We start from the raw sequence: 24,189 nt of genomic DNA on the forward strand, positions 1-24,189 counted from the left end.
CTCCTTTATCATCACCTTAAGGTGATGAATCATCTTTAGATGCTACATTGCCATTCCACCATCCACATTTATAACTTGACCTGTTATATACGCAGCTTCGTCTGTTGCTAAAAATGCTACTAAATTTGCAACATCTTCTGGCCTTCCAAGTCTCTTTAATGGAATAGTGCCCATTATAGTATCTTTTACTTTAGCTGACAAATCTTCAGTCATGTCTGTTTGAATATATCCTGGCGCTACTGCATTGCAAGTAACTCCCCTACCTCCAAATTCTCTAGCTACAGACTTTGTCATTCCTATTATACCCGCCTTTGCAGCTGAATAATTTACCTGCCCTGCATTTCCTGTAATCCCAGAAACTGAAGATATGTTTATTATTCTTCCACTTCTTTGCTTAAGCATTATAGCCGCTACATGCCTTGTGCAATTAAAAGCACCTTTTAGATTAATATCTATAACGCTATCAAAATCCGCTTCTTTCATTCTCATCAAAAGACCATCTTTTGTTATACCTGCATTATTAACTAGAATATCTATGCTACCGAATTCTTCAACAGATTTTTTTATCATGTTTTCTACATCATCATAACTACTTATATCAGCTTGAATTGCGAGTACCTTGACCCCTAAATCCTCTATTTCTTTAACTACCTCCTGCACTGCGTCAACGCTATTTCTATAATTAACAACTACATTTGCTCCATGTTTTGCAAGTTTTAATGCTATAGCTCTTCCAATACCACGACTAGCTCCAGTAACCACTGCTGTTTTCCCTTTTAACATCAATTCGTGCTCCTTTACATCTTTCATAATAACTCTAGATTTTAATAAATCCTATATTTTAAGCAATTCTACTGCTTTATTTAATGAATCCATATCTTCAATATTAACAATTGTAAGTTTTCTATCTATTTTCTTAACAAAACCACTTAACACTTTGCCAGGTCCTATCTCTACGAAAGTATCAACACCATCTTTTATCATTCTTTTTATAATTGTCTCCCATAAAACAGAACTCATAACCTGAAGTTTTAAATTATCTTTGATATCATCTTTATTTTTTACATAATCACCATTTACATTCGTCATTAACGGAATAATTATATCATTAAAACTTATATTTTTTAGTTCGATTTCTAACTTCTCCGCTGCCGGCTTTAGCATAGACGAGTGAAATGGTGCACTTACAGATAAAACTATAGCTCGTTTAGCACCTTTTTCCTTAGCTTTTTCACATGCAAGTTCTACCGCCGCTATTTCCCCGGCAATTACTATTTGTCCCGGGCAATTCAAATTTGCAATTTCAACTATCCCAGAAGCTTTTGCCTCGTTACATGATTCTTCAACTAAAGAAGTCTCAAGTCCAATAACAGCAGCCATAGTACCTATTCCTACAGGTACCGCCTCTTGCATAAATCTACCTCGCTTTTTAACAAGCTTTACAGCATCTTTAAAATCCATAGCTCCACTGCAAACAAGTGCTGAGTACTCTCCAAGACTAAGTCCTGCAGTCACATCGCACTTTATACCATGTTTTTGTAATGCCATAAGTGCTGCTATGCTAACAGTTAAAATAGCGGGTTGAGTATTTTCTGTAATATTTAACTCGTCAATTTCACCTTCAAAACAAAGTTTACTTAATTCAAAATTAAGTTCTTTATCCGCTATATTAAATATATTTTTGCATTCCTCTATATTTTCAAATAATTCCTTGCCCATACCAATATATTGGGCTCCCTGTCCCGGAAAAATAAAAGCAATTTTGCTCATAATTTATCTCCTTAATCATCACTTTCAGAGTTAGTCATTGCTACGTCTCCGAATATTATGGCTTTAATCTATATAAAATATTATTATTTTATCTGAATTTTATAATGGCTTCCTCTGCTTGCGTAAACATTTCTTCGATAATTTCCTTGCAACTTTGTTCTCTTTTTACAAGACCCGCAATTTGTCCTGCAAGAATAGACCCCATCTCTATGTCGCCTTCTTGTACTGCCCTTTGTAAACATCCTCGTCCAAGTTCCTCTAAATCCTCTATTGAAGCATTTTCTTTCTCAAGTTTCTGGAATTTTCTCGATAATTTATTTTTTAAAACCCTAACAGGGTGTCCTGTAGGTCTTCCTGTAACTACTGAATCTATATCCTTCGCACCTAGTATCTTCTTTTTATAATTTTCATGTATTGTACATTCATTTGCTACTAGGAACCTTGTTCCTACTTGAACTCCTTGTACTCCAAGCATAAATACTGCTGCAACTCCTCGTCCATCGCCTATGCCACCTGCTGCAATTACTGGAATACTAACTGCATCAACAACTTGAGGAACTAGTGCCATAGTTGTAAGTTCACCAATATGCCCGCCAGATTCACAACCTTCTGCAATAACTGCATCTGCTCCTGCTCTCTCCATACGCTTTGCTAATGCAACAGAAGCCACTACTGGTATTACTTTAATCCCATGTGACTTCCAAAGTTCCATATATTTACCTGGATTTCCCGCTCCCGTAGTAACTACCTTAACACCTTCTTCACATACAAGATGTGCAATTTCTTCTGCATTATCACTTAAAAGCATTATATTAACTCCAAAAGATTTATCTGTTAACTTCTTAGCTTTTCTAATTTCATCCCTTATATAATCTGTTGGTGCATTGGCCGCTGCTATAATACCGAGACCTCCTGCATTAGATACTGCAGACGCTAAACTACTATCCGCAACCCAAGCCATACCACCTTGTATTATTGGATACTTTACACCTAACTCTTTAAAAAATACGGAATTAAACATTTTACCCCTCCTTGATTCCTTAAAACATATAATTAAAGTCAGATAATTATAGAAAAAAAGTACATATTACTACAACTACATTTCACGTAATATATACTTTTTAATATACTGAATAAAACTAAATTTTTATACTTAGTAGTTCAGCTCTTCAATCATCTAACTCTTAATTTATATTATTTAAGTTTTTGTTCAATATATTTAACAATTCCCTGTACATCTTTAATATTTTCTATATCCTCATTTGGTATTTCAATTTCAAATGCTTCTTCGAGTGACATAACAATTTCAAAAATTTCAAGAGAATCTACACCTAAATCATCTGCAAATTTGGCCTCCATTTTAACCTCTGCTTCGTCTATTCCCAATTGTTCAACTATTACACTTTTAACTTTTTCAAATACCATTATTAATTCCTCCTAAGATTTTATTTATTCATTGTCCATTCTATTAATGAAGCTCCGTAGGTTAATCCACCACCAAAGCCTACAAGTATAATTTTATCTCCAGCTGTAAGTAAATTTTCTTTATTCATTTCGTCCATTGCTATGGCTATACTTGCTGCTGAAGTATTTCCATACTTATCTAAATTGACGAAAAATTTATCTTTATCAGCCTTCAATTTTCTAACAACAAATTCTATTATTCTAAAATTTGCTTGATGACAAACTACATACTTAATATCATCAAGTGTGTAATTATTTTCATTTAAGATTCTACTTATGCTACTCGCAATAGTTTTTACTGCAAATTTAAAAATTTCCTTGCCATCCATACTTATTGTTGCTTTAAAATTTTCATTTCCTTTTGTATATGTATTTTTCACATCTACAGTTGGACATGTCAAAAATTTTCCCTTTTGACCTTCTGAAGCTGAATTTACAGAAATTATTCCTCTAACACTTCCTGCTTCAAGTACTGCTGCCCCTGCTCCATCTCCAAATAAAATACAAGTGTTTCTGTCTGTCCAATCAACTATTTTTGATAATACATCAGCCCCTATTATTAGTGCTCTTTTTCGCTGACCTGTTTTAAGAAATTGCATTGCTATATTAAGGGCAAATATAAACCCTGTACATGCTGCTGATATATCAAAAGCCATGGCATTAACTGCTCCAATATTTCCTTGAACTATACATGCAGTTGCTGGTACAAATTGATCTGGCGAAGTACTTGCAACAATAATCAAGTCTATATCTTCAGCTTTAATATTTGCATCCACTAATGCTTCATTGGCTGCTTTTGTAGCTAAATCTGAAGTGTTTTCTCCCGTAGATATATGTCTCTGCTTAATACCTGTCATAGAAACTATCCACTCATCAGAAGTATCTACAATTTTTGATAACTCATGATTAGTCATTATGTTTAGAGGCGCATAACTTCCCGTCCCGATTATTTGTACTTCATTCATTGCTTAACTCCCACTTCCTTAATATTCTAATCTATATTTATTTTTGAAGAAGTCATTTAATTTTTCAAGAGATTTTATTAATACCTCTTCCTCTTCTTCGTTTAGACCATCGATAGTTGCATGTACCATATTAGAATGAAACCTATCATGTATTCTGTAGGCAAGTTTTCCTTTTCTGGTAAGTGCGATCATTACTGATCTTCTATCTTCTTCTCCCCTTTTTCTATCAACATACCCTTTTTTAAGAAGTTTATTAATAGCGGTTGTAAGTGTCCCTACCGTTATTCTAAGATCCTGAGCGACCTCGGACATAGTTCTGTGTTCATACATTCCGATTGCATCAATAGTATGTACTTCTGTTACAGATATGTCCTTAAGAACCCCTTCTTTAAGTGCCCTCTGTTCTATCTGGGATATGTCACTAAAGGTCTCTACTAAAAGTTCATTTACAACCCCAACAGATCTGCTCATATTTACCACCATTTCCCATACATTGATTTCCATATACTTATATTTTCATGTACTTTGATACTCAAAGTATATCTATGGAGTTGTAATTTGTCAATATTTTTACAATTAATGTTAAAATTTTTACATTTTGTTTTTATTTATAATAAACTAAAAACAACGTTCTGCTTCTTCCACAAGTTCAGTCATAAGTTCCTTAACGGTCACAATTTTATTTACACGGTAAGCATTACTTCCAACGAAAATAAGACCATTATCTAAGTTCCCTCTTACCGCTTGTATAAGCGCTTCTGTAATACAATAAGGTGTAGTTTTAGGGTCACATTTCTTAATGCACAAATAACACTTGCTTACTTTGCAACCCTTTTCCTCTACAACTTTCATGAAATTATTGTTAATGGCACGCCCAGGCATACCTACCGGACTTTTTACTATCTTTATGTCTCCTTCTTTTGAATTAATATATGCCATTTTAAAAGCTAAACTAGCATCACATTCATCAGTAGCCACAAATCTAGTAGCCATTTGTACCCCAGCTGCACCTATTTTCATTAATTCTGAAATATCAGTACCAGTATAGACTCCACCAGCAGCTACTACAGGAATTTTTTTATTATATTTCTCTTCGAAAGGTTTAATTGCCTCTATAACTTCTTTAACTATTTGCTTTAAATCTTGGGCCTTCTTCTCAAGTAGCGATTCCAAAGAGAAACCAAGATGACCACCAGCCTCTGGGCCTTCAACAACAATTAAATCTGCGGCACAATTATTTTTTCTATCCCACATTTTTGATATAACTATAGCTGCCTTAGCTGATGATACTATAGGCGCAAGTTTTGTTTTAAATCCTTTGGCTATTTTCGGTAAATCAAGTGCAAGTCCTGCACCAGATATTATTAAATCTATACCTTCTTCTAAAGCTACCGTTGTTAGTTCTTCATAATTATTCATAGCTACCATAATGTTTATCCCAATTATACCTTTAGGACTTAATTCTCTAGCTCGCCTAATTTCATTTCTTAATGCTCTTTTGTTTGCTTCCTTTGCATTAGTTGCAAAGTCTTCCTCATTAAATCCAATTTGGGCAGTAGATATTATCCCAATTCCACCCTCATTTGCAACAGCTGATGCGAGCTTTGATAAAGATACTCCCACTCCCATACCACCCTGAATTATAGGAATACGTGCTATTAATTCTCCAATTTTTAAAGGAGGTAACTTCATAATTATCCTCTCCCTTTGCTTAGATTTTCAACTAGTTTGATAGTCAAAGTATATATATTTTTATATTCCATGTCAAGATAAAAGTATCTTACAACTAATTCAAATGTTTTTTAATAACAAAGTTTTTCATTTCCATTCTTTTTAGTTTTTATAGTAGTTTACGGTATCAATTTACTTTTCCTAATATCACTAGCAATTATACAAAACTCTTATAGGATTTGGATGACCAGTAAATCTGGGGTTGATGTAAAAGTTTAGGCTATACGCTATTGCTTTTTAGAATTACTTCTATTATTAGTATTTATTCTTTTAACTACCTTTGAATTTTATAAGATTGATAAAACCGCAGCTTATCTTATGATTCCATATATTGCTTGGGTATCATTTGCTGGAGTTTTAAATTATAATATATGGATGCTTAATTAAAAATCTTTATGATTAAATACTTAGGAGGAAATATGAACTCAGATTATAAAATAAAACAAATAACCAGATTGTATGACAGTTGTAATCAATGTGGGTTGCCTATTATAAATTGCCTCTGTTCTACAGCACCTAAGGTAAAAACGTCCTCAAAATTTTGGATCTTATCTACAGAAAAAGAATTTTATAGACCTTCTAATACTGCGAGACTATTGAAACTCATAAACCCACATTCTACAGAGCTTTTTCTTTGGGAAAGAACAAAAATGCCAGATAAATTAATAACAAACTTAAATAATGATATATATGAACCATTTTTGCTTTTCCCCATAGAAGATAATCAAACAAAGTGCCCGAAACTTGAATACAAAAGTGAAAGGAAAATTCCTGCCTTTATTATTATAGACGGTACATGGAAGGAAGCACGAAAAATACTTAGGAAAAGTTCCTATTTAGAAAATCTTCCAATTATTTCATTAGAACCAAACTTTAAGTCTATATATGATTTAAGAAGAGGTGCAAAAGATGGCAATTTATGTACAATAGAAACCGCAATAGAGGTACTAGCTATAAGTGGTGATGATAAGCATTCACAGGTAATAAATGATTTTTATAATTTATTTTTAAAAAGCTATAAGGCAGGCTTAAGTGGTCACAAACTTATAACTTCTAATAAAAATTGAAGATGCCATCCAAAATGATGTCATCTTCAATTTTTTTTAATATCTAAAATATCCATATTAAAAACAAATAATCTAATAATCAAAATCACTGAATCGGTTGCTGAAAATTTTGAGATTGCTGGTCTTTAATTTTCTGTTTACCTTCCTCCATAAATTGTGAATCCTTTGGAGATAACATATACAAAATTTCTTGAAGCTCCCCAACGTGCCTTCTTTCTTCATCTGCAATATGATTTAAAATTTTTTTAACTCTTTCATCAGATGTAGACATCGAATGAGCTTCATAACCTATAATAGCCTCAAGTTCACCTGAAATATCAACACGAATTGCTTGAGCAAGCTCATCATTTGACATTTGTCTTGGTACATTTGCAACGAATGGATTTCCGAGTAAAGCCATAGTTTATTCCTCCCTTTTAATTTAAACATATTTTTAGCATCATCGTTATATTTTATTCATTTATAAGTTTGCTCCAATTTAAGATGAAAATGCGTATTCTTGTATATTTTGTAGTGTAAAACCCATGTCGTCCTCTGATCTTTATGGAATGAAATTATTAGTTGTTCTATAAATATTATGGATTAATGTAGTAATGTTGGATATAATATGATTTATAAGTTATAAAAATTCGTAATTAAAGGGTGGTAATATGAGAATACCGAATCATATCGGAATAATTCCCGATGGAAATAGAAGATGGTCCATAAATAATGGTTTACCTAAGGACAAAGGATATACTTATGGATTAGACCCTGGTCTATCTTTGTATAAACTTTGCAAAAATGCAGGTGTAAAAGAAATAACTTATTTCGGTTTTACTACCGATAATACAAAAAGGCCAGCAATACAAAGAGAGGCCTTTGCTAAAGCTTGTGTCGATGCTGTAAAGCTTTTAAGTACACAAGATGCTGATTTATTAGTAGTAGGAAATAGCGACTCACCTATGTTTCCAAAAGAGCTACTTCCTTTCACCTCACGTAAAACCTTTGGCAAGGGCGGTATAAGGATAAATTTCCTAGTAAACTATGGCTGGGAATGGGATCTGAGTAACCTTGATCAAAACAAAAGTAGTAAAAGAAGCAATATATTGAATTGTATCAAAACTAAAGATATTTCTAGAGTAGATTTAATCATTCGTTGGGGTGGTAGAATGCGTCTAAGCGGTTTCTTACCAATACAGTCCATATATTCTGACTTTTATGCTATAGATGACTTTTGGCCTGATTTTAAACCTGAACATTTAACTAACGCCTTAAATTGGTATGATAAGCAAGATGTAACCCTTGGTGGTTAATTTTATTTCCTCAAAGGAGATCTTATGGTAATCGAAAAGATAAATTGTTCTAAATGCATATATTACTATATTACTTGGGATCCAGCTTTCCCCAAAGGCTGCAAACTTTATGGTTTTAAATCTCCAAATTTACCTTCCATACTAGTAAAACAATCATCTGGGATAGCTTGTGGTAAATTTACACCAAAAGAAAGAAAGTAATTGTTTATGGTAACTTCTAATAAATTTAAATTATAAACTAAGGCACATAACTAAATATATATAAATTATATTTTTAGTTATATGCTCTGTGCCCTAATCAAATATTAATCTATAACCGTATTATTTTGATCAACTACCTCATATGCGTAGGACTTAGTTTCTTCTTGCCTTATTGTCCCGTCATCGTTAATTCCCGTAACTATTGTTGGAACGTTTACTAACTTACTTTCTATACCTTCGATTCTTACATATCTATCTAACCCAGCTTTAAGTTTTTCGCATTTATCCTCGCCTAATTCTCTTCCCTTCATGCCTCTCAAAATTCCTCACTCCTCTCGAATATTAGACTTTCCATTTATAGCTCATATTTGTAATTTTTTAAAGAATTTTTAGATGAGATGATAATATAGTATTTATAAAAAATATAATATTTATTCTCAAAAAAAAACAAAAACGCCTATTAAGCGTTTTTAATATGATTTTTAATGCTATGATTACTCAATTTAATTATTACAAAACAGCTAGTGTATCTTCTTTAAATTTTTCTAGTCCTATTCTTGTTATAAAATCACCTAGTTTTTCTCCCATGTTTCCTTTATCCTTATAATAAGTTATCAAGGTATCAACCAGAATCAACACTTGATCCTCGGTTAATTTTTCTGCGATGATATCCGCAATTCTAGGCGTAAATCCACCACTACCTCCGGCTACTATCATGTATCCCTCTTTATCACCAATTACACCTAAATCCCTAGAATAAACACTAGTGCAAGCATTTTTGCAACCAGCTACCCCAATTTTTGTTCTACAAGGCATCTCCATACCATGGTAACGCTTATCTAAAAGCATTCCAATTTTAAGGGAATTCTGTTTTGCTCTTTTACAAAAAGCCGCTGGACACATATGAACATTTTTTACAGAGTTTAGAGACTTAACAGCTGGACTCATACCTAATTCTTCCCATACCTTCGAAACATCTTCGCAATCAAGCCCTAGTATTGCAATTCTCTGACCCGAGGTCATCTTTAATACACCTTTGTACTTTTCCGCAACACTAGCTATTTTCGAAAGCTGCTTCGGAGTTATAAACCCTCCTGGAATATGAGGTGTTACACCATAAGTTCTTTTCCCATCTCTTACCTTTTGAAGTACAGCATGTTTAGGTTCCATTAAATTGCCTCCTATTCCATGGAGAGCTTAACAATTATTGTATCCTCTCCACATTTACTTTCTTGTAATTTGATTAACTCCAATTATACCATTATGCCCTATCGCTTTAATGAAATTATAAGTATATTCATCATTTGAATTTTCAACAAATGCTTTAGTCCATTCATGTCTAAGGTTATAAAATATATTTATGTCTCCATTTACCGTTTCCCAATAAATTTTATGAATACAACTTGTAGTTTCCCATTCAAATATATCCTCTTCTGATTTTATAGGCCTTGTTACTCTATCACAAGGCATACCTTCTAATAGGTAATTATTAAGTGCATTAAATACTTCTTCTGGGCTTCCCGGCATTTCCTTTGCTCTTGACATCTCCCCAACCGTTTTACCTTGCTTTATAAAACATTCATGTGCAATAACCTCTGCTTCTTTTTCATTCTTCTTAATCATTTCTGTTATTATAAATGCTATTCTCGTTTCAACTTTTTCAATTTTATCCGAAAGCCACCCATGTATATTAGATACATCAATTATATCCTCTATACTTTTGCTTGTGTCTATTGGGCTACCGTAAGCTAGTGATCTTTCAATAACATCCTTTGCATTATCACCGTATTTATCTATATATACTTTTTTTAATTTTAATTCTAAGTCCTCAGCTAATAAAATCTTACCAAATACCCATGTGTGAATAGGTGCTAAAAAAGCGCTCATTATTATTCCTCCAATATTTAATTATTTTTTTAATCTACAAATTTATATCTTAATAATACTGTATATAGGCTAAATTTACTGTAACCTATGTTACCATTTTAGATAATACATAATTTAATTGTTATGGGACAATTACTATACTTTATCTGAAAAAATAAAGAGAGCATTTAATGCTCTCCCTACCACTAATTTTTTAAAAGCTGTTAATTATACTTTTATTACGCTTTAATACACTTTAGAATTTTGGAAGAAATTTAATTATTTATCAACTCTTATTGCTGATTTACGTTTCGCCTTTTTCATATCAGACGCCTCAATAGTTTCTGGCTTCTTGGGTTTATTATCCTTTTCTTTAGCCGGTGTACTCATTTCTTTATATGGCATAAAATCACTCCTTTATAAAGTATTTTTTACTTTTAATGAAATTTTATTCATGCCTTTCTTTACTATATCACCTTTTTTTACTACAATAGCTCTAAAATGTGCATATGTGGTTTCTATAATATCACCATTGTTATAAGTAGCACACAGATAACGTCTTTTTTCGTCTTAAATCATTCAATATTATACCTCCTATGACACTTGCTTAATATGACCTTTTGTACCATAAATTAAATATTATTCAAATATTCTTTTATTTATATTTTTAACTATATGGTATACTATAGGTTGAATAATAAAATTTTTATAGATTAAAAAATACTATATAATTTATTATCTACATCATATAGATAAACTTAATTTTAGATGTTGAAATACTAATTCTAAAATATAAAAAGGAAGGTAGTGACTTTATGAGCACTTTCATGTTTAAAAATGAAAATTATAAATATACTCCTGTGAGTAATATTTTTATAGATAAGTTTATGCCTAGAGCTAGAGGTGAATTTGTTAAAGTTTATCTTCTCGGACTAAAGTATTGTACATCTGGAGAAATAGGTGCTACATCTTCTGTAATAGCAAATACTCTTGGACTTCTAGAAACGGATGTTGTTAATGCTTGGAACTTCTGGAATGATGAAACCATAATTAAAATGACTCCAATTGATAATATGGGTAATTTTAATATTGAATTTTTAGACCTTTTAGATGTTCCAAATGAGAATATACAAGGTATAAATCTACTCGAGGAATTAACCAACTCCTCAATAAAAGGCATGCTACAGGATATTGAAAAACTATTAGCCAAACCATTATCACCAAAAGAAATGACAATGTATCTAAGCTGGCAAAAAGATTATAATTTTCCCCCAGAATTAATACTTCTATTAATTCAATACTGCGTATCAAAAGGTAAAGTTGATTATAGGTATATTGAAACCATTGCCATTGCATGGCATGATGCAGATATTAAAAATATTGAAGATGCCCAATCTTATATAAAGAAACATGAAGATAAATGGATAAATATTAGAAAAATATTAAATTACCTAGGGATTAAAGCTCCCGAAATAATGAAACCTCAAGAACAAATACTAGATAAATGGATAAATGTTTATAAATTTTCTCTCGAAATTATATTTAAAGCTTGCGATATTTGTTTTGATAGACTTAACAGAGCTGATTTTAAATATATTGATGGGATTCTAAACAGTTGGTTTAAAGACGGCATAAACTCGCTTCAGGACATAGAAAAGAAAGATAAAAAACATGCACTTACTAACAAACGTAATACTGCTGGTGGTAAACCTGCTAAAGGCAGCTTTAATGATTATGAACAGAGAGCTTACGACTTTGATGAACTAGAAAAAAAATTACTAGGATGGGATAAAAATGATTAAAGGTTATCAAACCAAGATATTAAGTATATATGATCAAATAAGACAAGAAGAAGAGTCTGACTTTAGGAAACGAAAAATTCATATAGAAGAAACCCATCCTGAAATTATTGGATTAGATAAAAAGATAGGTAAATTATGTATAGAACTATCTATTAGTGCCTTGAAGAACACTGATAATAGAGAAAGCCATTTACATGACTTAAAAGAAAAAATAATGGACCTAAGGGTAAAAAAATCTGAACTATTAGTCTCTAATGGTTTTAACATGGAGTACCTTAATTTACATTATAGATGTAATAAATGCCGCGATACCGGGTTTATTGGAAACACTAAATGCTCTTGCTTTAAACAAAAAGTAGTAGATGTTTATTATACTGGATCTGAATTAAAAAGCATGCTAAAAACTCATAATTTTGATAACTTTAAATTGGATTATTATCCTTCTAGGAAAAGTGAACTTGAATCAATATCTCCAAAAAAGAACATGGAAAAGATTTTATCTATATCTATGAGCTTTTTGAAAAACTTCGACACTACTGATGAAAATTTATTATTTTACGGGAGTTCTGGAACAGGAAAAACATTTTTATCTCATTGTATTACAAAGGAATTAATTGATAAAGGTTCCTTTGTAGTATATAGGACGGCTGAGGAATTAATAAGGGCTTTAAAAGATATTAGATTTAATAACAATAGTGCTTTAGAAGAATTACTAATAGATTGTGACTTACTTATTATCGATGATTTAGGTACCGAGCAGCTTTCAGATTTTAATAAAGCTGAACTGTTTAACTTGCTTAATACTAAGTTATTAAAACAAAAGAAAATGGTAGTATCCACCAATTTATCTCTTGAAAGTTTACTTAAAACTTATGCAGAAAGAATAACTTCTAGATTATTTGGCAACTTTACTGCTTGCAAATTCTTTGGAGATGATATAAGAATAAAGGAAAACTTGAGTAAACTAAAATAATATTAAAATATAATCATTAATAGAAAGTACATATTACTGCAAATGCATTTGTAGTAATATGTACTTTCTATTATTATGCGCTTTTATGAAATACCGATAAAATCTAATGATTTTTCAGTAAATTAAAAAAAGTTCTAAACATTAGTTTAGAACTTTTTTGGAGCTAGCAATAGGAATTGAACCTACAACCTGCTGATTACAAGTCAGCTGCTCTACCGTTGAGCCATGCTAGCAAAAATATGGCGACTCAGAAGGGACTCGGACCCTCGACCTCTGCCGTGACAGGGCAGCACTCTAACCAACTGAGCTACTGAGCCATATATGGTGGGAACAACAGGGTTCGAACCTGTGACCCTCTGCTTGTAAGGCAGATGCTCTCCCAGCTGAGCTATGCTCCCATATATGTTTTGGTGGTGACTCCTAGGGGAATTGAACCCCTGTTACCACCGTGAAAGGGTGGTGTCTTAACCGCTTGACCAAGGAGCCTTATTAAATTTTAAATGGAGCTAGCAATAGGAATTGAACCTACAACCTGCTGATTACAAGTCAGCTGCTCTACCGTTGAGCCATGCTAGCTAATAAAAATGGCGACTCAGAAGGGACTCGGACCCTCGACCTCTGCCGTGACAGGGCAGCACTCTAACCAACTGAGCTACTGAGCCATATATGGTGGGAACAACAGGGTTCGAACCTGTGACCCTCTGCTTGTAAGGCAGATGCTCTCCCAGCTGAGCTATGCTCCCATATATGTTTTGGTGGTGACTCCTAGGGGAATTGAACCCCTGTTACCACCGTGAAAGGGTGGTGTCTTAACCGCTTGACCAAGGAGCCATAGTCGTTGTCACTTTATTGATTATGTAGTTGGGTCTCGCAACCCGACATAAACTATAATACCTAATTTTTCTTAATGTGTCAACATATTTTCTTGCTTTTTTCATTCTTTTTTTTTAATATAGTATATAAATCTAGTAAATTCAACGGTTTAAGCTTTAAATAAATTTTAAATTTTTTTTAATATATTACTAAATTCTAGACATACTTTATGATTTTATATAAAATCCATGTTCATCTTACTCATTTTAGGGTAAAATTATAATTAAACAATTTATATTATAAACATAATTTTTTCTCGAAGGGAGAGATTTTCTTGAAACATACTCTTATAATAGTTGGCGGAGGCGCTTCCGGTCTAACAGCTGCTCTTATAGCTAAAGATTCTGGTATAGATGTAGCGATAATCGAAGGAAGCGATAGAATTGGCAAAAAAATATTAACTACTGGTAATGGTAGATGTAATATTAGTAATGACAATATAAATAATGATAGATACCACAGTGATAATCCTGGTTTCTTTGCAGATACTCTAAATTCTTTTTCTGCAGCAGATACTATAGATTTTTTCGCTTCTTTGGGCATACCTTTGGTAACCGTAGATGGAGGTAAAATGTTCCCTATGTCTATGCAGGCCTCCTCAGTTCTTGATATATTAAGATTTTCCCTAGACGAAAAAAACATACCGGTCTATACAAATACTAAAGCTAAGGAAATCACTAAAACTAAGAAGGGTTTTAAAATTTATTGCTCAGATAATAGTATATATGAATGTGACAGGTTGATTCTTGCTGCTGGTGGCAAATGTGCCCCTAAAACAGGTTCTGACGGCTCTGGATATACATTAGCAAGGCAATTAGGCCACGATGTACTTCCTCAAGTACCTGCCCTCGTACAGCTTAAATTAAACTATAGCAGGTTAAAAGCTTTATCTGGAGTGAAATTTGATGGCTATGGAGAAATATTTATAAATGGTTTATGTATTCAAAAGGAATTTGGAGAAATACTCTTTACGGACTATGGCATTTCTGGCCCTCCAATACTTCAACTTAGCAGGACTGCAGCTTATGGCTTATCTAAAAGTAATAAAGTTTCTTTAAAAATTGACATGTTACCAAATATTAGCCGTGAAGATCTACCAAAATTTTTAAACAAACATTGGTCATTATTTGAAAGTCGCGACCTTTGTGATTCATTTATTGGCATAATTCACAAGAAACTTATTCCAATAATTTTAAAAGAAGCCAAAATAGAAGATATGCATAAAGCTTGCTGCAAATTAGCGCTAATAGAAAAAGAAGCCATTTATGATTTGCTTAAACATTGGCAATTTGAAGTATCAGGCACTAATTCTTTTTCAAATGCTCAAGTTACTGCAGGAGGTATTAATACAAAAGAAATTAACCCTCAAACTCTAGAATCTAATATTATAAAGGGCCTGTTTTTTGCAGGTGAAATATTAGATGTTGATGGAGATTGTGGTGGTTTTAACCTTCAATGGGCATGGAGTTCTGGTGCTGTTGCAGGAAGAAATGCTTCCAAATAGATTTTCTTATATATTACTAATGAAAAGGATAGATTGCTCAGATTTCTTTCACTTCACCATGTAACTCTAAAATTTATATTATTTACATCTGCTAAAAATCACAAACTCGCTTTCGCTCAAACATGCGATTTTCTTCACGCATCTGCAAATAAAATAAATTAAGAATTACTATGGTTTGTTCAAATGAATCCTACGCAATCTATCCTTTTGTTATCATAATATAAGAAAAATAATTTTAAGCATCCCATTACATTATTTTTTATTTTCATGTTTCTTTACAGACTTATCAGAATAACGCCATATCATAAATATTAAAACTAGAACTAAACATAATACACCAACAGTTATATTCAATTTTCCATAATGTATCCAGCTAAATACTATCATCATAATCCCGATAATTGTTATAATTCGTTTTGCCTTAATAGATTTCATATATTTCCCTTTCTTAAGCGATATATACTTTAGTTAATTCTAGTAACTATACCCAGATACTTTCCAAAAGAGTAAGCTCAACACCCTCTTCATTTACTATTCTGTGTCTACATATTGTTTTATCAACTTCTTTTATAACCTGCGTGCTTACTTTTATGATTTCACCGTATTTTGTTTCCTTTATGTAAGTCACCTTAATATTTTTAAGTTCTTTGTTTAATATTATGTCTTCAGGTATTGTCTCTATTGCCCAGGCTGCATATTTAACGTTATTTACGTGCATATTTGTATCAATATCACTGTATCTTACCTGAAAACTTTTCTCATTATCCACTTCATTTATTGATAATATATTCTCAATGTTTTTTAATGCATTGGGACTATCCTCTATACCATAAACTTCATATAATTCTTTTGTAACCCTTATCGGTCTTCTTGTATCTGTGTTTATTAAAATCCAAATTGAATCAGCATGACCTATTATATTTCCTTTACCATCAAAGATATCATATTTTCTATCTGCATAAAACTTTTTAAAAGAATGTGCAAATGTCTCCACCTTTATAGTCTCGTTAAGAAGTGGGTAAGACTTAATTGTTATATCCCACTTATATAAGACCCAAGCCATTTTATTCTCTTTAAGGTAGTCTATTCCTACTCCTAAAGTTTCACTTTGATACATTGCCATATCTCCTAGATAATTCATTATACTTGTAATCAGAACTCTTTTTTGTATATCTACTTCATAATAATGAATGTTATACTCCCTGCTTGTAACCACTGGAATTTTACTCACCATATCACCCCTATATTTTTTATAAGTACATAATATCTAATAATTTTGTTATTAATAATTTTGTTATTAATAATTTCTTTTATACTTAGATTATATCAAAATAAACTGCTTAAACATTCAATAATAAGTTAATATAAATATAAACTTTGATAAATTTTTATTTATGTATGTAATTGTTATGAAATAAGTGATAAAATATTGTTGTCAGTATTCGTTACGAAACTGAACTATAAATAAGGATTATGAATAGGTCGACTTATATCCTTATGGAATAAGAGCGGAGGGAACACATGATTAATAATAACTCTATTAAAATCAAAAAAATAAAAACACGTGAACTTACAACCATTGGTATGCTATCAGCAGTTTGTGTAGTACTTGGGTTAACTGGATATGGTTTTATTCCACTTCCTGGTTTCAAAGCTACTATAATGCATATTCCGGTTATTATAGGTTCAATAATAGGTGGCCCTATTGTTGGAATGACCATTGGTTTAATATTTGGTGTTTTCAGTGTTATACAAAACATAACTGCTCCCAATATACTATCTTTTGCTTTTATAAATCCTTTAGTATCTGTATTACCAAGGGTTCTTATTGGTCTTACTTCGTACTATGTTTATAAACTAAGCTTTGGTAAAAATGAAAACCTAAGAATTGGACTTGCTACCGTAATCGGTTCTTTAACTAACACATTTGGGGTTTTAACTATGGTATACATTTTATACGCAGCTAAATTTGCCGTTTCTAAGGGCATAGACCCTTCCATTGCTGCAAAAACTATTTATAGCCTTGCTATAATAAATGGTGTTCCAGAAGCCATCATAGCTACTATAATTACCATTCCTGTTATATTGGCCATTAAAAAAATAAGAAAAAATTAAAAAACAAGACACTTAGCATTTGCTAAGTGTCTTAATTTTTTTATGCGTTTATTGCAGTCATTAATTCTTCTAAATTAAGACCATGAACCATTGATGCTTCTTCTAATGTTTCAGCTTGTGCTGAAGGGCATCCAACACAACCCATTCCAAAGTTCATTAATACTTGAACTGATTCTGGTTTTTGTCTTACAACTTCGCCTATTGTCATATCCTTAGTTATTTTCATATTATATACCTCACTTTATTTTAGTTTGAAATAATTATATCAGAATTTGACTAGTTAATAAATAAAAATATTCACTAACTTTAATTCTCATTCTCATTGTATTCTATATACTTAAACTTTACTAGTACGCACTTTTTTAATCTTTAGTATCAATTTGTATACTTCATGCATGTTTTCTATATTATTTATATTTTCCTATAATACAAAAAACATACATGAGTATAAAATAATTTAATATATATTATATTTCAGTTAATACCATTGTTTGATCTCTTTTAGGACCTACTGAAACTATTGAAACCTTAACACCCGTAAACTCTTCAATTCTCTTTAAGTATATTTTTGCATTTTCAGGAAGTTCTTCATAACTTCTTGCATCTGCTATACTTAAATCCCAACCATCAAATTCTTCATATATTGGCACGCACATAGCTAAATCCTCAAGACTTGCTGGGAAATAATCTATAATACTACCCTCAAATTTATATCCTACGCAAATTTTGATTTTTTTAAGTCCTGCTAAAGTATCTATTTTGGTTACAGCAAAACTAGTGATTCCGGAAACTCTTGCTGCAGATTTTAATATAACAAGATCAAGCCATCCACATCTTCTTGCTCTACCTGTTGTTACACCAAATTCAAACCCTTTTTCGCGGATCCATTCTCCTGTTTCATCCTCAAGTTCTGTTGGGAATGGTCCCTTTCCTACTCTTGTAGTGTAAGCCTTAGCTACTCCTACGACACTTGTAATCATAGTAGGTCCTATTCCTGCTCCAACACAAACTCCACCTGCAATAGTGTTTGATGAAGTTACAAAAGGATATGAACCATAATCTATATCAAGTAAAGTACCTTGTGCTCCTTCAAATAAAACATTTTTTCCAGCTTTTATTGAATCATAAACTTTAACTGATATATCTTTGACAAAAGGCCTCATCCTATCTGCATACTCTAAATACTGTGTATATATTGTATCAAAATCTAAAGCTTTTCCACCCAAAACTTTTGTTATTATATCATTTTTAATTGTTAGATTAGTTTTAAGTTTTTCTTTTAGAACATCTTTTTTCATTAAGTCACAAACTCTAATTCCACTTCGTTCAAATTTATCAGTATAACAAGGGCCTATACCTTTTTTGGTAGTTCCAATATCATTTTTACCTCTGGCTATCTCATATAAATTGTCTAACTCTTTATGGTAAGGCATTATAACCTGTGATCTATCACTAATCATTAGTCTTTCTGGTGTTATATTCTCACCTAAACCTTGTAAATAATCAATTTCTTTAAATAAAGCTTCTGGATCTACAACAACACCATTACCTATTACATTCAATTTATTCTTGTATAGTATTCCTGATGGTATTAAGTGAAGTTTGTATTCCTTATCTCCTACAACAACAGTATGACCTGCATTGTTCCCACCTTGGAACCTGACTACAACGTCTGCTCCCTCAGCAAGATAATCTGTCATCTTACCTTTACCTTCATCACCCCACTGGGCCCCTAAAACAATAAATGCTGACATATAAATTCCTCGCTTTCTTTCAATTCGCAATAAATTTCTTAGATCCCTTGGCGCTCAAACTTCATTGCCTATTATGTTTACTTTATATTTGAATTATACACTTTAAACATTCATATAACCAATTATTTAAATTAATCACCATCGAAGGTGCTGTAATCTTAATCTTCCTTTGTAGTTATATCTCTTGCTACTATGACTCCAGTTGCAGATGCTTGCATTAACCCTCTAGTTATTCCTGCCCCATCCCCTATAGTATACAAATTATTAATCGCTGTTTCAAACTTATCATTTGTACTAAATTTACTAGAATAGAACTTAACTTCCACGCCATATAGTAATGTATTTTTGCTATATAATCCTGGTGCTATTTTGTCAAAAGCCTTTAATGCCTCTACAATAGACGTTAGATGTCTTTGTGGTAATACAAAACTTAAATCACCCGGTACTGCTGACTTTAGTGTAGGTACTGTAGTTGACTTACTTAACCTATTAACATCTGTTCTTCTTCCCTTTAGTAAATCCCCAAGTCTTTGAACCATTATTCCTCCACCAGTTAACATATTACCTAACTGAGCTATATATTTGCCATAACCAATAGGCTGATTAAACGGCTCTGTAAAACTAGTAGATACAAGCATTGCAAAGTTTGTATTGCTTGTTCTTAGTTTTTGATCTGAGTAACTATGACCATTTACAACTGCAATGGTATTATCATCATAATACTCCGCTGACACTACTCCACCTGGATTCATACAGAAAGTTCTAACCTTATTACCAAATGTATCAGAATAATAAACTAATTTTGCTTCATATAAGTCCTTTGTTAGATGATCCATAACAGAATTAGGCACCTCAACTCTTACCCCAATATCTACGGCATTGTTAGTAACCTTTATGCCATGTTTTTTAGCTTCATTTGCAATCCACTCAGCCCCACCTCTGCCAGGAGCAGCTACAACATATTTTGCATTAACCTTAAATACACCGTCTTTATTCTTTAATAATACTCCAGTAGCTTTATTGTCCTCAATTATTATCTCTTCCACTTCACTAAGTTCGACAAAGTCTGTATTTGTACTATCTATTAAATGATGATACATAGATTTTAAGACTTCATACGCAAGTTCTGTTCCTAAATGTCTTACAGGGCACTCAACAAGACGAATATTGTGTTTACTTGCCTCATATTTAACATCCTCTACTTTATCACTATTAAGTCCATAGACCTTTTCATTTGCTCCAAACTCCATGTATATATCATCACAATATTTTATTAATTCTTTTGATTCATCTTCAGACAAATATTCTAGAAGTCTTCCACCAACCTCTGGACTTAGTGAAAGCTTACCATCTGAAAAAGCTCCAGCTCCAGCCCATCCATATGTTATTCCACAGGGATTACATTTGACACATTTGCCATTGATCCTCGCTGGACATTTTCTTTTCTCTATATTTCTTCCTTTATCAACTATAAGTACATTGAGTTCAGGTTTTTTATTAGCAATTTCCAGTGCAGTAAATATTCCCGCTGGACCGGCTCCTACAACAATTACATCGTAAAAATTTTTCATTTCATATGCCTCCTTATACTACTCCGTATAGAATAAAAATTATCACTGGTTGCCATACCCCTTAATATTAGCAGAGCAATATTAAGGAGTCAATACAAAATACGAATATTAGTAATTTTTTTGTGATAATAGTTCGTGTATATTTTCACTAAAGTACTCTACATATAAATTAAAAACAAAAATGCACTTATTCATATTTATTGAATAAGTGTATTTTTCTATTAGTTAACTCCAAACCACTTCATTATACTTGCTATTTCTGTCTATTTCTTAAGAAAACTATTATAAATACTTATATTATCTAATGACCTTATTCTTTCTGAAAATTTACCTTCTTTTGTATCTCCTAAGGCTTTATTCATATCATACATTCTTGCATCCATTATGTCTAAATGATGTAACATTTCTGCTTCAGGTATCATTGGTTTTTTAGGACTTCCATATTCCGCTTCATAATGATGAGCCAGTACCATATGTTCTAACAACATTGTTACTTCTTTATCCGCTTTAACCTCAATACTTGCTGTTTCTATCATTTTAACACCTTGGATTATATGTCCTAGAAGTTGTCCTTCCACTGAATACTCACTTACAATTCCAAGCTCACTAGCATTCATCTCATATATTTTTCCAATATCATGAAGTATTATACCTGCATATAACAAATCTGTATTTAGAAAAGTATAAATCTCGCTTAATTTTTCTCCTGCCTTAAGCATAGTGGTTGTATGGTATAAAAGGCCTGATCTTATAGCATGGTGATTAGATTTAGCTGCCGGGTAATGCATTAGTTTCTCTTCATTATAAGTTAAAATATTAGTGACTATATTCTGAATATCTATATTTTCAATTTTAGATAAGTAGTTTAAAACATCATCATACATTTTCTCCGGTGAGTAAGGTGCTACTGCCACATAATCACAAATATTTACGTTGTCTTTTTCCTCAGTTAATCTTATTGCTTCAATCTTTAATTGAAGTTTTCCTCTCCACTCATTTACAGTTCCCTTAATTTTAACTAGTATGCTTTGTTTAAACTTATTTTCTAATTCATCATTGCACTCCCAAAGTTTTGCATTTATATCACCTGAGGCATCACCTAAATTAAAATCCAAATATTTATTTGTATTGCTATTATTGGAAACCTTTGTGTCTACAGACTTTATAACAAAAAAGCCTTCAATTCTATCCCCTTTTTTTATTTCGCTTATCTTCTTCATTTCCATATTTATCTCCTTATGTTGTAATAAATGTATTATATAAAATACGTTATGATGATACAATCGATTAATGTTTCTACACATATAAAGTGAATCACATAACTTTAATATCCCTATTAATTATACATCATTATTCTTTATAAATTAAACTAATTGTTTTATAGTTTAGCTATTTGTCCTCATTTAACAAATACTTTGATCTAACAGATTAAAATATTAAATAAAATATAAGTTTACTAATGTTTCCCAGAATATTTTACCGTTGCTAAACTATATTGTTTAAGTTATAATTTTTTAATAATGGAGGTGTACACATGAACGTTAATTTTTCTAATATTAATCTTAATACCATTATTATGTTTGCATTAGCATTGTTACTTGCTTATCTTGGTATTGCCGTATTTAAGTTGGTTGGAAGGATATTAAGTATCGCACTTGGTATATTTCTTTTAATATATGTCCTTCAACAAGTAGGTATTACTGTTCCTGTATTAACTGATATTCTTGCCATCTTATTAAATGTGTTAACCCCAGTTATAGATGCTGTTAAACATTTAATAGGTTTATAAACATCAAAAATATTTATTTTTAATGAAAAGATTAATAGGACAAGCGTAAATTAGCTTATTTTATTAGTCTTTTTCCTATTACAAAATTATTATTGTAGTATCCAGTTAATAAAGATGTTTTAATAACATCACCTGTCTTTGGTGATTGTATAAACTTATTATTCCCAACATATATACCAACATGAGATACTTGATTAGGTATTGCTGGATTCGTCCTAAAAAACACCAAATCTCCCTTTTGAAGACTATTTATATTAATTGAGGAACCTACATTTACTTGGTCCATAGTTGTTCTAGGTAAATTTATACCTATGCTTTTATAAACATACTGCACAAGACCTGAACAATCAAATCCACCACTTACATATTTACCCACAATATTAAATTTAGCCGGTGTTGTGCCTCCCCATAAATATGGCATGCCTAAAAATGTGTTTACGTACGCCATTAACCTATCAATATCCTTAGCCCTAGATGATTGTGTATTAACTAGACTTATGTAAGTTTTAGATATGTACCCTACTTTACCATTGTATATAATTTTATAAAAACTATTTTGTGTTCCATATATATTTACTTTAAGACCTTTTTTTATAATTTCTATAATGTTATCACCCATAGTAGCTTCTTTTCTCACATTTAAACTATATGCTGTAACAATACCCGTTCCTATAGATTGTAACAGTGATCTATTTACACTGCTTGTACTATTTATTGTGGTTATTTTAACATATGAACTGCATATGTATCCAGTCTTACCTTTATAATTTATTTTATAGAAGTTCCCCTCTTTTCCAAGTGTATTCACCATAGTATTTCTCGAAAGCGAAGTTATAATAGAAGATGAAAGTGAAGATTTTTGTCTTACACATAATGAACTTGCATTTATTATTCCACTATCAGCAAATACAGTATGTGAACTTGCCATAATAAATAAAACTGCTATAAAAGTTATTATTTTTTTCATGCACTCATCTCCAATAATTATACATTACATATTATTACTTTTATTGGTATTATTGTAACACAGGTTGGCTATTTTTTATACACTTATAATTAAATATTATAATATATACTGTTACTTTTATACCTTGTAACAAAAAAATTATTAGGTGATAATTATACCAAAAGATAGAAAAAAAGTAGTTAAGATTAACCCTTAACCACTTTTCTAACTCACTATTATTTTAATTTATTAACCTTCTCTATCCTATGCTTAAAAATTCTTGCCACAAGCAACTAATTTTTTATCACTTTTTATTAATTTGCTTTTGTCTATTCCAACCTTAACTTTTATCTTTTTCATATACATTCAACCTCACCTTATATGTAATTACACTTTAAGTGCTTAAACAGTAGCCTTTTAACTTCTTATTTTTCTTATCTACTAGTATTATCACCAATAATATTTTATCTTAATCAACTTCCATTATTATATATATGTTTAAT

At 31.5% G+C, this 24,189-nt stretch carries 27 protein-coding genes, 8 tRNA genes and 1 pseudogene; 9 read left to right on the forward strand and 27 right to left on the reverse strand.

Features of this window, described 5'->3' with window-relative positions:
- Window positions 1-42: 42 nt before the first annotated feature.
- From fabG to A7L45_RS22005, 7 genes are all read right to left on the reverse strand, one after another.
- Window positions 43-783, reverse strand: coding sequence for a 3-oxoacyl-[acyl-carrier-protein] reductase (fabG, locus tag A7L45_RS21975; protein ID WP_071614747.1), 741 nt, complete (start codon window positions 781-783; stop codon window positions 43-45).
- A gap of 51 nt (window positions 784-834) precedes the next feature.
- Window positions 835-1,770 carry an ACP S-malonyltransferase gene (gene fabD, locus A7L45_RS21980; RefSeq protein ID WP_071614748.1) on the reverse strand — a complete coding sequence of 312 codons (936 nt, stop codon included), beginning with the start codon at window positions 1,768-1,770 and terminating at the stop codon, window positions 835-837.
- Between the two features lie 88 nt (window positions 1,771-1,858).
- Complete coding sequence (fabK, locus tag A7L45_RS21985) at window positions 1,859-2,791, reverse strand: enoyl-[acyl-carrier-protein] reductase FabK (protein ID WP_071614749.1); 933 nt, start codon at window positions 2,789-2,791, stop codon at window positions 1,859-1,861.
- Between the two features lie 173 nt (window positions 2,792-2,964).
- Window positions 2,965-3,195, reverse strand: a complete 231-nt coding sequence (gene acpP / locus A7L45_RS21990; RefSeq protein WP_071614750.1) for an acyl carrier protein — start codon at window positions 3,193-3,195, stop codon at window positions 2,965-2,967.
- Between the two features lie 20 nt (window positions 3,196-3,215).
- Window positions 3,216-4,199, reverse strand: a complete 984-nt coding sequence (locus A7L45_RS21995) for a beta-ketoacyl-ACP synthase III (protein ID WP_071614751.1) — start codon at window positions 4,197-4,199, stop codon at window positions 3,216-3,218.
- Between the two features lie 18 nt (window positions 4,200-4,217).
- On the reverse strand, window positions 4,218-4,670 hold the full coding sequence (locus tag A7L45_RS22000) for a MarR family winged helix-turn-helix transcriptional regulator (protein WP_071614752.1): 453 nt from the start codon (window positions 4,668-4,670) through the stop codon (window positions 4,218-4,220).
- Between the two features lie 147 nt (window positions 4,671-4,817).
- Complete coding sequence (locus tag A7L45_RS22005; RefSeq protein ID WP_071614753.1) at window positions 4,818-5,891, reverse strand: NAD(P)H-dependent flavin oxidoreductase; 1,074 nt, start codon at window positions 5,889-5,891, stop codon at window positions 4,818-4,820.
- Between the two features lie 273 nt (window positions 5,892-6,164).
- Here A7L45_RS22005 and A7L45_RS23990 point away from each other — a divergent pair.
- A pseudogene (locus tag A7L45_RS23990) lies at window positions 6,165-6,317 on the forward strand (tryptophan-rich sensory protein); the annotation flags it as partial.
- Window positions 6,318-6,349: 32 nt separating this feature from the next.
- Window positions 6,350-6,997 carry a tRNA-uridine aminocarboxypropyltransferase gene (locus A7L45_RS22015; RefSeq protein WP_071614754.1) on the forward strand — a complete coding sequence of 216 codons (648 nt, stop codon included), beginning with the start codon at window positions 6,350-6,352 and terminating at the stop codon, window positions 6,995-6,997.
- 85 nt (window positions 6,998-7,082) lie between these two features.
- Here A7L45_RS22015 and A7L45_RS22020 read toward each other — a convergent pair whose 3' ends face one another.
- Window positions 7,083-7,397, reverse strand: a complete 315-nt coding sequence (locus A7L45_RS22020; RefSeq protein ID WP_071614755.1) for a demethoxyubiquinone hydroxylase family protein — start codon at window positions 7,395-7,397, stop codon at window positions 7,083-7,085.
- 250 nt (window positions 7,398-7,647) lie between these two features.
- Here A7L45_RS22020 and A7L45_RS22025 point away from each other — a divergent pair, with 250 nt between their 5' ends.
- Window positions 7,648-8,292, forward strand: coding sequence for an undecaprenyl diphosphate synthase family protein (locus A7L45_RS22025; protein ID WP_071614756.1), 645 nt, complete (start codon window positions 7,648-7,650; stop codon window positions 8,290-8,292).
- Between the two features lie 24 nt (window positions 8,293-8,316).
- The gene (locus tag A7L45_RS22030) at window positions 8,317-8,493 is read left to right on the forward strand and encodes a uracil-DNA glycosylase (RefSeq protein WP_071614757.1); all 177 of its coding nucleotides are present in this window, start codon (window positions 8,317-8,319) and stop codon (window positions 8,491-8,493) included.
- A 104-nt stretch (window positions 8,494-8,597) separates the two neighbouring features.
- Here the strand turns inward: A7L45_RS22030 and A7L45_RS22035 are convergent, their stop codons facing one another.
- The 4 genes from A7L45_RS22035 to A7L45_RS24150 form a co-directional block, all read right to left on the reverse strand.
- The gene (locus tag A7L45_RS22035) at window positions 8,598-8,813 is read right to left on the reverse strand and encodes a hypothetical protein (RefSeq protein ID WP_071614758.1); all 216 of its coding nucleotides are present in this window, start codon (window positions 8,811-8,813) and stop codon (window positions 8,598-8,600) included.
- Between the two features lie 190 nt (window positions 8,814-9,003).
- The gene (locus A7L45_RS22040; protein ID WP_071614759.1) at window positions 9,004-9,663 is read right to left on the reverse strand and encodes a nitrite/sulfite reductase domain-containing protein; all 660 of its coding nucleotides are present in this window, start codon (window positions 9,661-9,663) and stop codon (window positions 9,004-9,006) included.
- A gap of 54 nt (window positions 9,664-9,717) precedes the next feature.
- Complete coding sequence (locus A7L45_RS22045; protein WP_071614760.1) at window positions 9,718-10,380, reverse strand: hypothetical protein; 663 nt, start codon at window positions 10,378-10,380, stop codon at window positions 9,718-9,720.
- Window positions 10,381-10,638: 258 nt separating this feature from the next.
- A complete protein-coding gene (locus A7L45_RS24150; RefSeq protein ID WP_257786559.1) occupies window positions 10,639-10,764 on the reverse strand; it encodes a hypothetical protein in 126 nt (41 codons plus the stop codon).
- Between the two features lie 410 nt (window positions 10,765-11,174).
- Between A7L45_RS24150 and A7L45_RS22050 the strand changes: the two genes are divergently transcribed.
- On the forward strand, window positions 11,175-12,161 hold the full coding sequence (locus A7L45_RS22050; protein ID WP_071614761.1) for a DnaD domain protein: 987 nt from the start codon (window positions 11,175-11,177) through the stop codon (window positions 12,159-12,161).
- Window positions 12,154-13,134, forward strand: a complete 981-nt coding sequence (locus A7L45_RS22055; RefSeq protein ID WP_071614762.1) for an ATP-binding protein — start codon at window positions 12,154-12,156, stop codon at window positions 13,132-13,134. The genes A7L45_RS22050 and A7L45_RS22055 overlap by 8 nt, the downstream gene beginning before the upstream one ends.
- 158 nt (window positions 13,135-13,292) lie before the next feature.
- Here A7L45_RS22055 and A7L45_RS22060 read toward each other — a convergent pair.
- From A7L45_RS22060 to A7L45_RS22095, 8 genes are all read right to left on the reverse strand, one after another.
- A tRNA-Thr gene (locus tag A7L45_RS22060) sits at window positions 13,293-13,367 on the reverse strand.
- A gap of 7 nt (window positions 13,368-13,374) precedes the next feature.
- Window positions 13,375-13,451: transfer RNA gene (locus tag A7L45_RS22065), tRNA-Asp, on the reverse strand.
- Window positions 13,452-13,456: 5 nt separating this feature from the next.
- Window positions 13,457-13,532 (reverse strand) — tRNA-Val (locus A7L45_RS22070).
- Window positions 13,533-13,545: 13 nt separating this feature from the next.
- Window positions 13,546-13,620: transfer RNA gene (locus A7L45_RS22075), tRNA-Glu, on the reverse strand.
- Window positions 13,621-13,635: 15 nt separating this feature from the next.
- Window positions 13,636-13,710: transfer RNA gene (locus A7L45_RS22080), tRNA-Thr, on the reverse strand.
- 9 nt (window positions 13,711-13,719) lie between these two features.
- Window positions 13,720-13,796: transfer RNA gene (locus tag A7L45_RS22085), tRNA-Asp, on the reverse strand.
- 5 nt (window positions 13,797-13,801) lie between these two features.
- Window positions 13,802-13,877: transfer RNA gene (locus A7L45_RS22090), tRNA-Val, on the reverse strand.
- Between the two features lie 13 nt (window positions 13,878-13,890).
- Window positions 13,891-13,965, reverse strand: a tRNA-Glu gene (locus A7L45_RS22095).
- 316 nt (window positions 13,966-14,281) lie between these two features.
- On the opposite strand from A7L45_RS22095, the gene A7L45_RS22100 reads away from it, so the two are divergent.
- The gene (locus A7L45_RS22100; protein ID WP_071614763.1) at window positions 14,282-15,511 is read left to right on the forward strand and encodes a BaiN/RdsA family NAD(P)/FAD-dependent oxidoreductase; all 1,230 of its coding nucleotides are present in this window, start codon (window positions 14,282-14,284) and stop codon (window positions 15,509-15,511) included.
- Between the two features lie 252 nt (window positions 15,512-15,763).
- On the opposite strand, the gene A7L45_RS22105 is transcribed toward A7L45_RS22100, so the two are convergent.
- Together A7L45_RS22105 and A7L45_RS22110 are read right to left on the reverse strand one after the other, a co-directional pair.
- On the reverse strand, window positions 15,764-15,946 hold the full coding sequence (locus A7L45_RS22105) for a hypothetical protein (RefSeq protein ID WP_071614764.1): 183 nt from the start codon (window positions 15,944-15,946) through the stop codon (window positions 15,764-15,766).
- A gap of 46 nt (window positions 15,947-15,992) precedes the next feature.
- Window positions 15,993-16,745, reverse strand: coding sequence for an acyl-[acyl-carrier-protein] thioesterase (locus A7L45_RS22110; protein ID WP_071614765.1), 753 nt, complete (start codon window positions 16,743-16,745; stop codon window positions 15,993-15,995).
- Window positions 16,746-17,032: 287 nt separating this feature from the next.
- Between A7L45_RS22110 and A7L45_RS22115 the strand changes: the two genes are divergently transcribed.
- Complete coding sequence (locus A7L45_RS22115; protein WP_071614766.1) at window positions 17,033-17,626, forward strand: ECF transporter S component; 594 nt, start codon at window positions 17,033-17,035, stop codon at window positions 17,624-17,626.
- 40 nt (window positions 17,627-17,666) lie between these two features.
- On the opposite strand, the gene A7L45_RS22120 is transcribed toward A7L45_RS22115, so the two are convergent.
- The 4 genes from A7L45_RS22120 to A7L45_RS22135 all read right to left on the reverse strand — a co-directional run bounded on the left by A7L45_RS22120 (window position 17,667) and on the right by A7L45_RS22135 (window position 22,177).
- The gene (locus tag A7L45_RS22120) at window positions 17,667-17,852 is read right to left on the reverse strand and encodes a DUF1858 domain-containing protein (protein WP_071614767.1); all 186 of its coding nucleotides are present in this window, start codon (window positions 17,850-17,852) and stop codon (window positions 17,667-17,669) included.
- 241 nt (window positions 17,853-18,093) lie between these two features.
- The gene (locus A7L45_RS22125; RefSeq protein ID WP_071614768.1) at window positions 18,094-19,380 is read right to left on the reverse strand and encodes an adenylosuccinate synthase; all 1,287 of its coding nucleotides are present in this window, start codon (window positions 19,378-19,380) and stop codon (window positions 18,094-18,096) included.
- Between the two features lie 158 nt (window positions 19,381-19,538).
- Window positions 19,539-20,951 carry an NAD(P)/FAD-dependent oxidoreductase gene (locus tag A7L45_RS22130; RefSeq protein ID WP_071614769.1) on the reverse strand — a complete coding sequence of 471 codons (1,413 nt, stop codon included), beginning with the start codon at window positions 20,949-20,951 and terminating at the stop codon, window positions 19,539-19,541.
- A gap of 263 nt (window positions 20,952-21,214) precedes the next feature.
- Window positions 21,215-22,177, reverse strand: coding sequence for a 3'-5' exoribonuclease YhaM family protein (locus A7L45_RS22135; protein ID WP_071614770.1), 963 nt, complete (start codon window positions 22,175-22,177; stop codon window positions 21,215-21,217).
- Window positions 22,178-22,485: 308 nt separating this feature from the next.
- Here A7L45_RS22135 and A7L45_RS22140 point away from each other — a divergent pair, with 308 nt between their 5' ends.
- Window positions 22,486-22,740 (forward strand): hypothetical protein, encoded by a 255-nt coding sequence (locus A7L45_RS22140; RefSeq protein WP_071614771.1) that lies wholly within the window; start codon window positions 22,486-22,488, stop codon window positions 22,738-22,740.
- Between the two features lie 55 nt (window positions 22,741-22,795).
- Here the strand turns inward: A7L45_RS22140 and A7L45_RS22145 are convergent, their stop codons facing one another.
- Window positions 22,796-23,707, reverse strand: a complete 912-nt coding sequence (locus A7L45_RS22145) for a C40 family peptidase (RefSeq protein WP_071614772.1) — start codon at window positions 23,705-23,707, stop codon at window positions 22,796-22,798.
- Window positions 23,708-24,189: the final 482 nt, after the last annotated feature.

Source organism: Clostridium estertheticum subsp. estertheticum (assembly GCF_001877035.1).
Taxonomy (GTDB): domain Bacteria; phylum Bacillota; class Clostridia; order Clostridiales; family Clostridiaceae; genus Clostridium_AD; species Clostridium_AD estertheticum.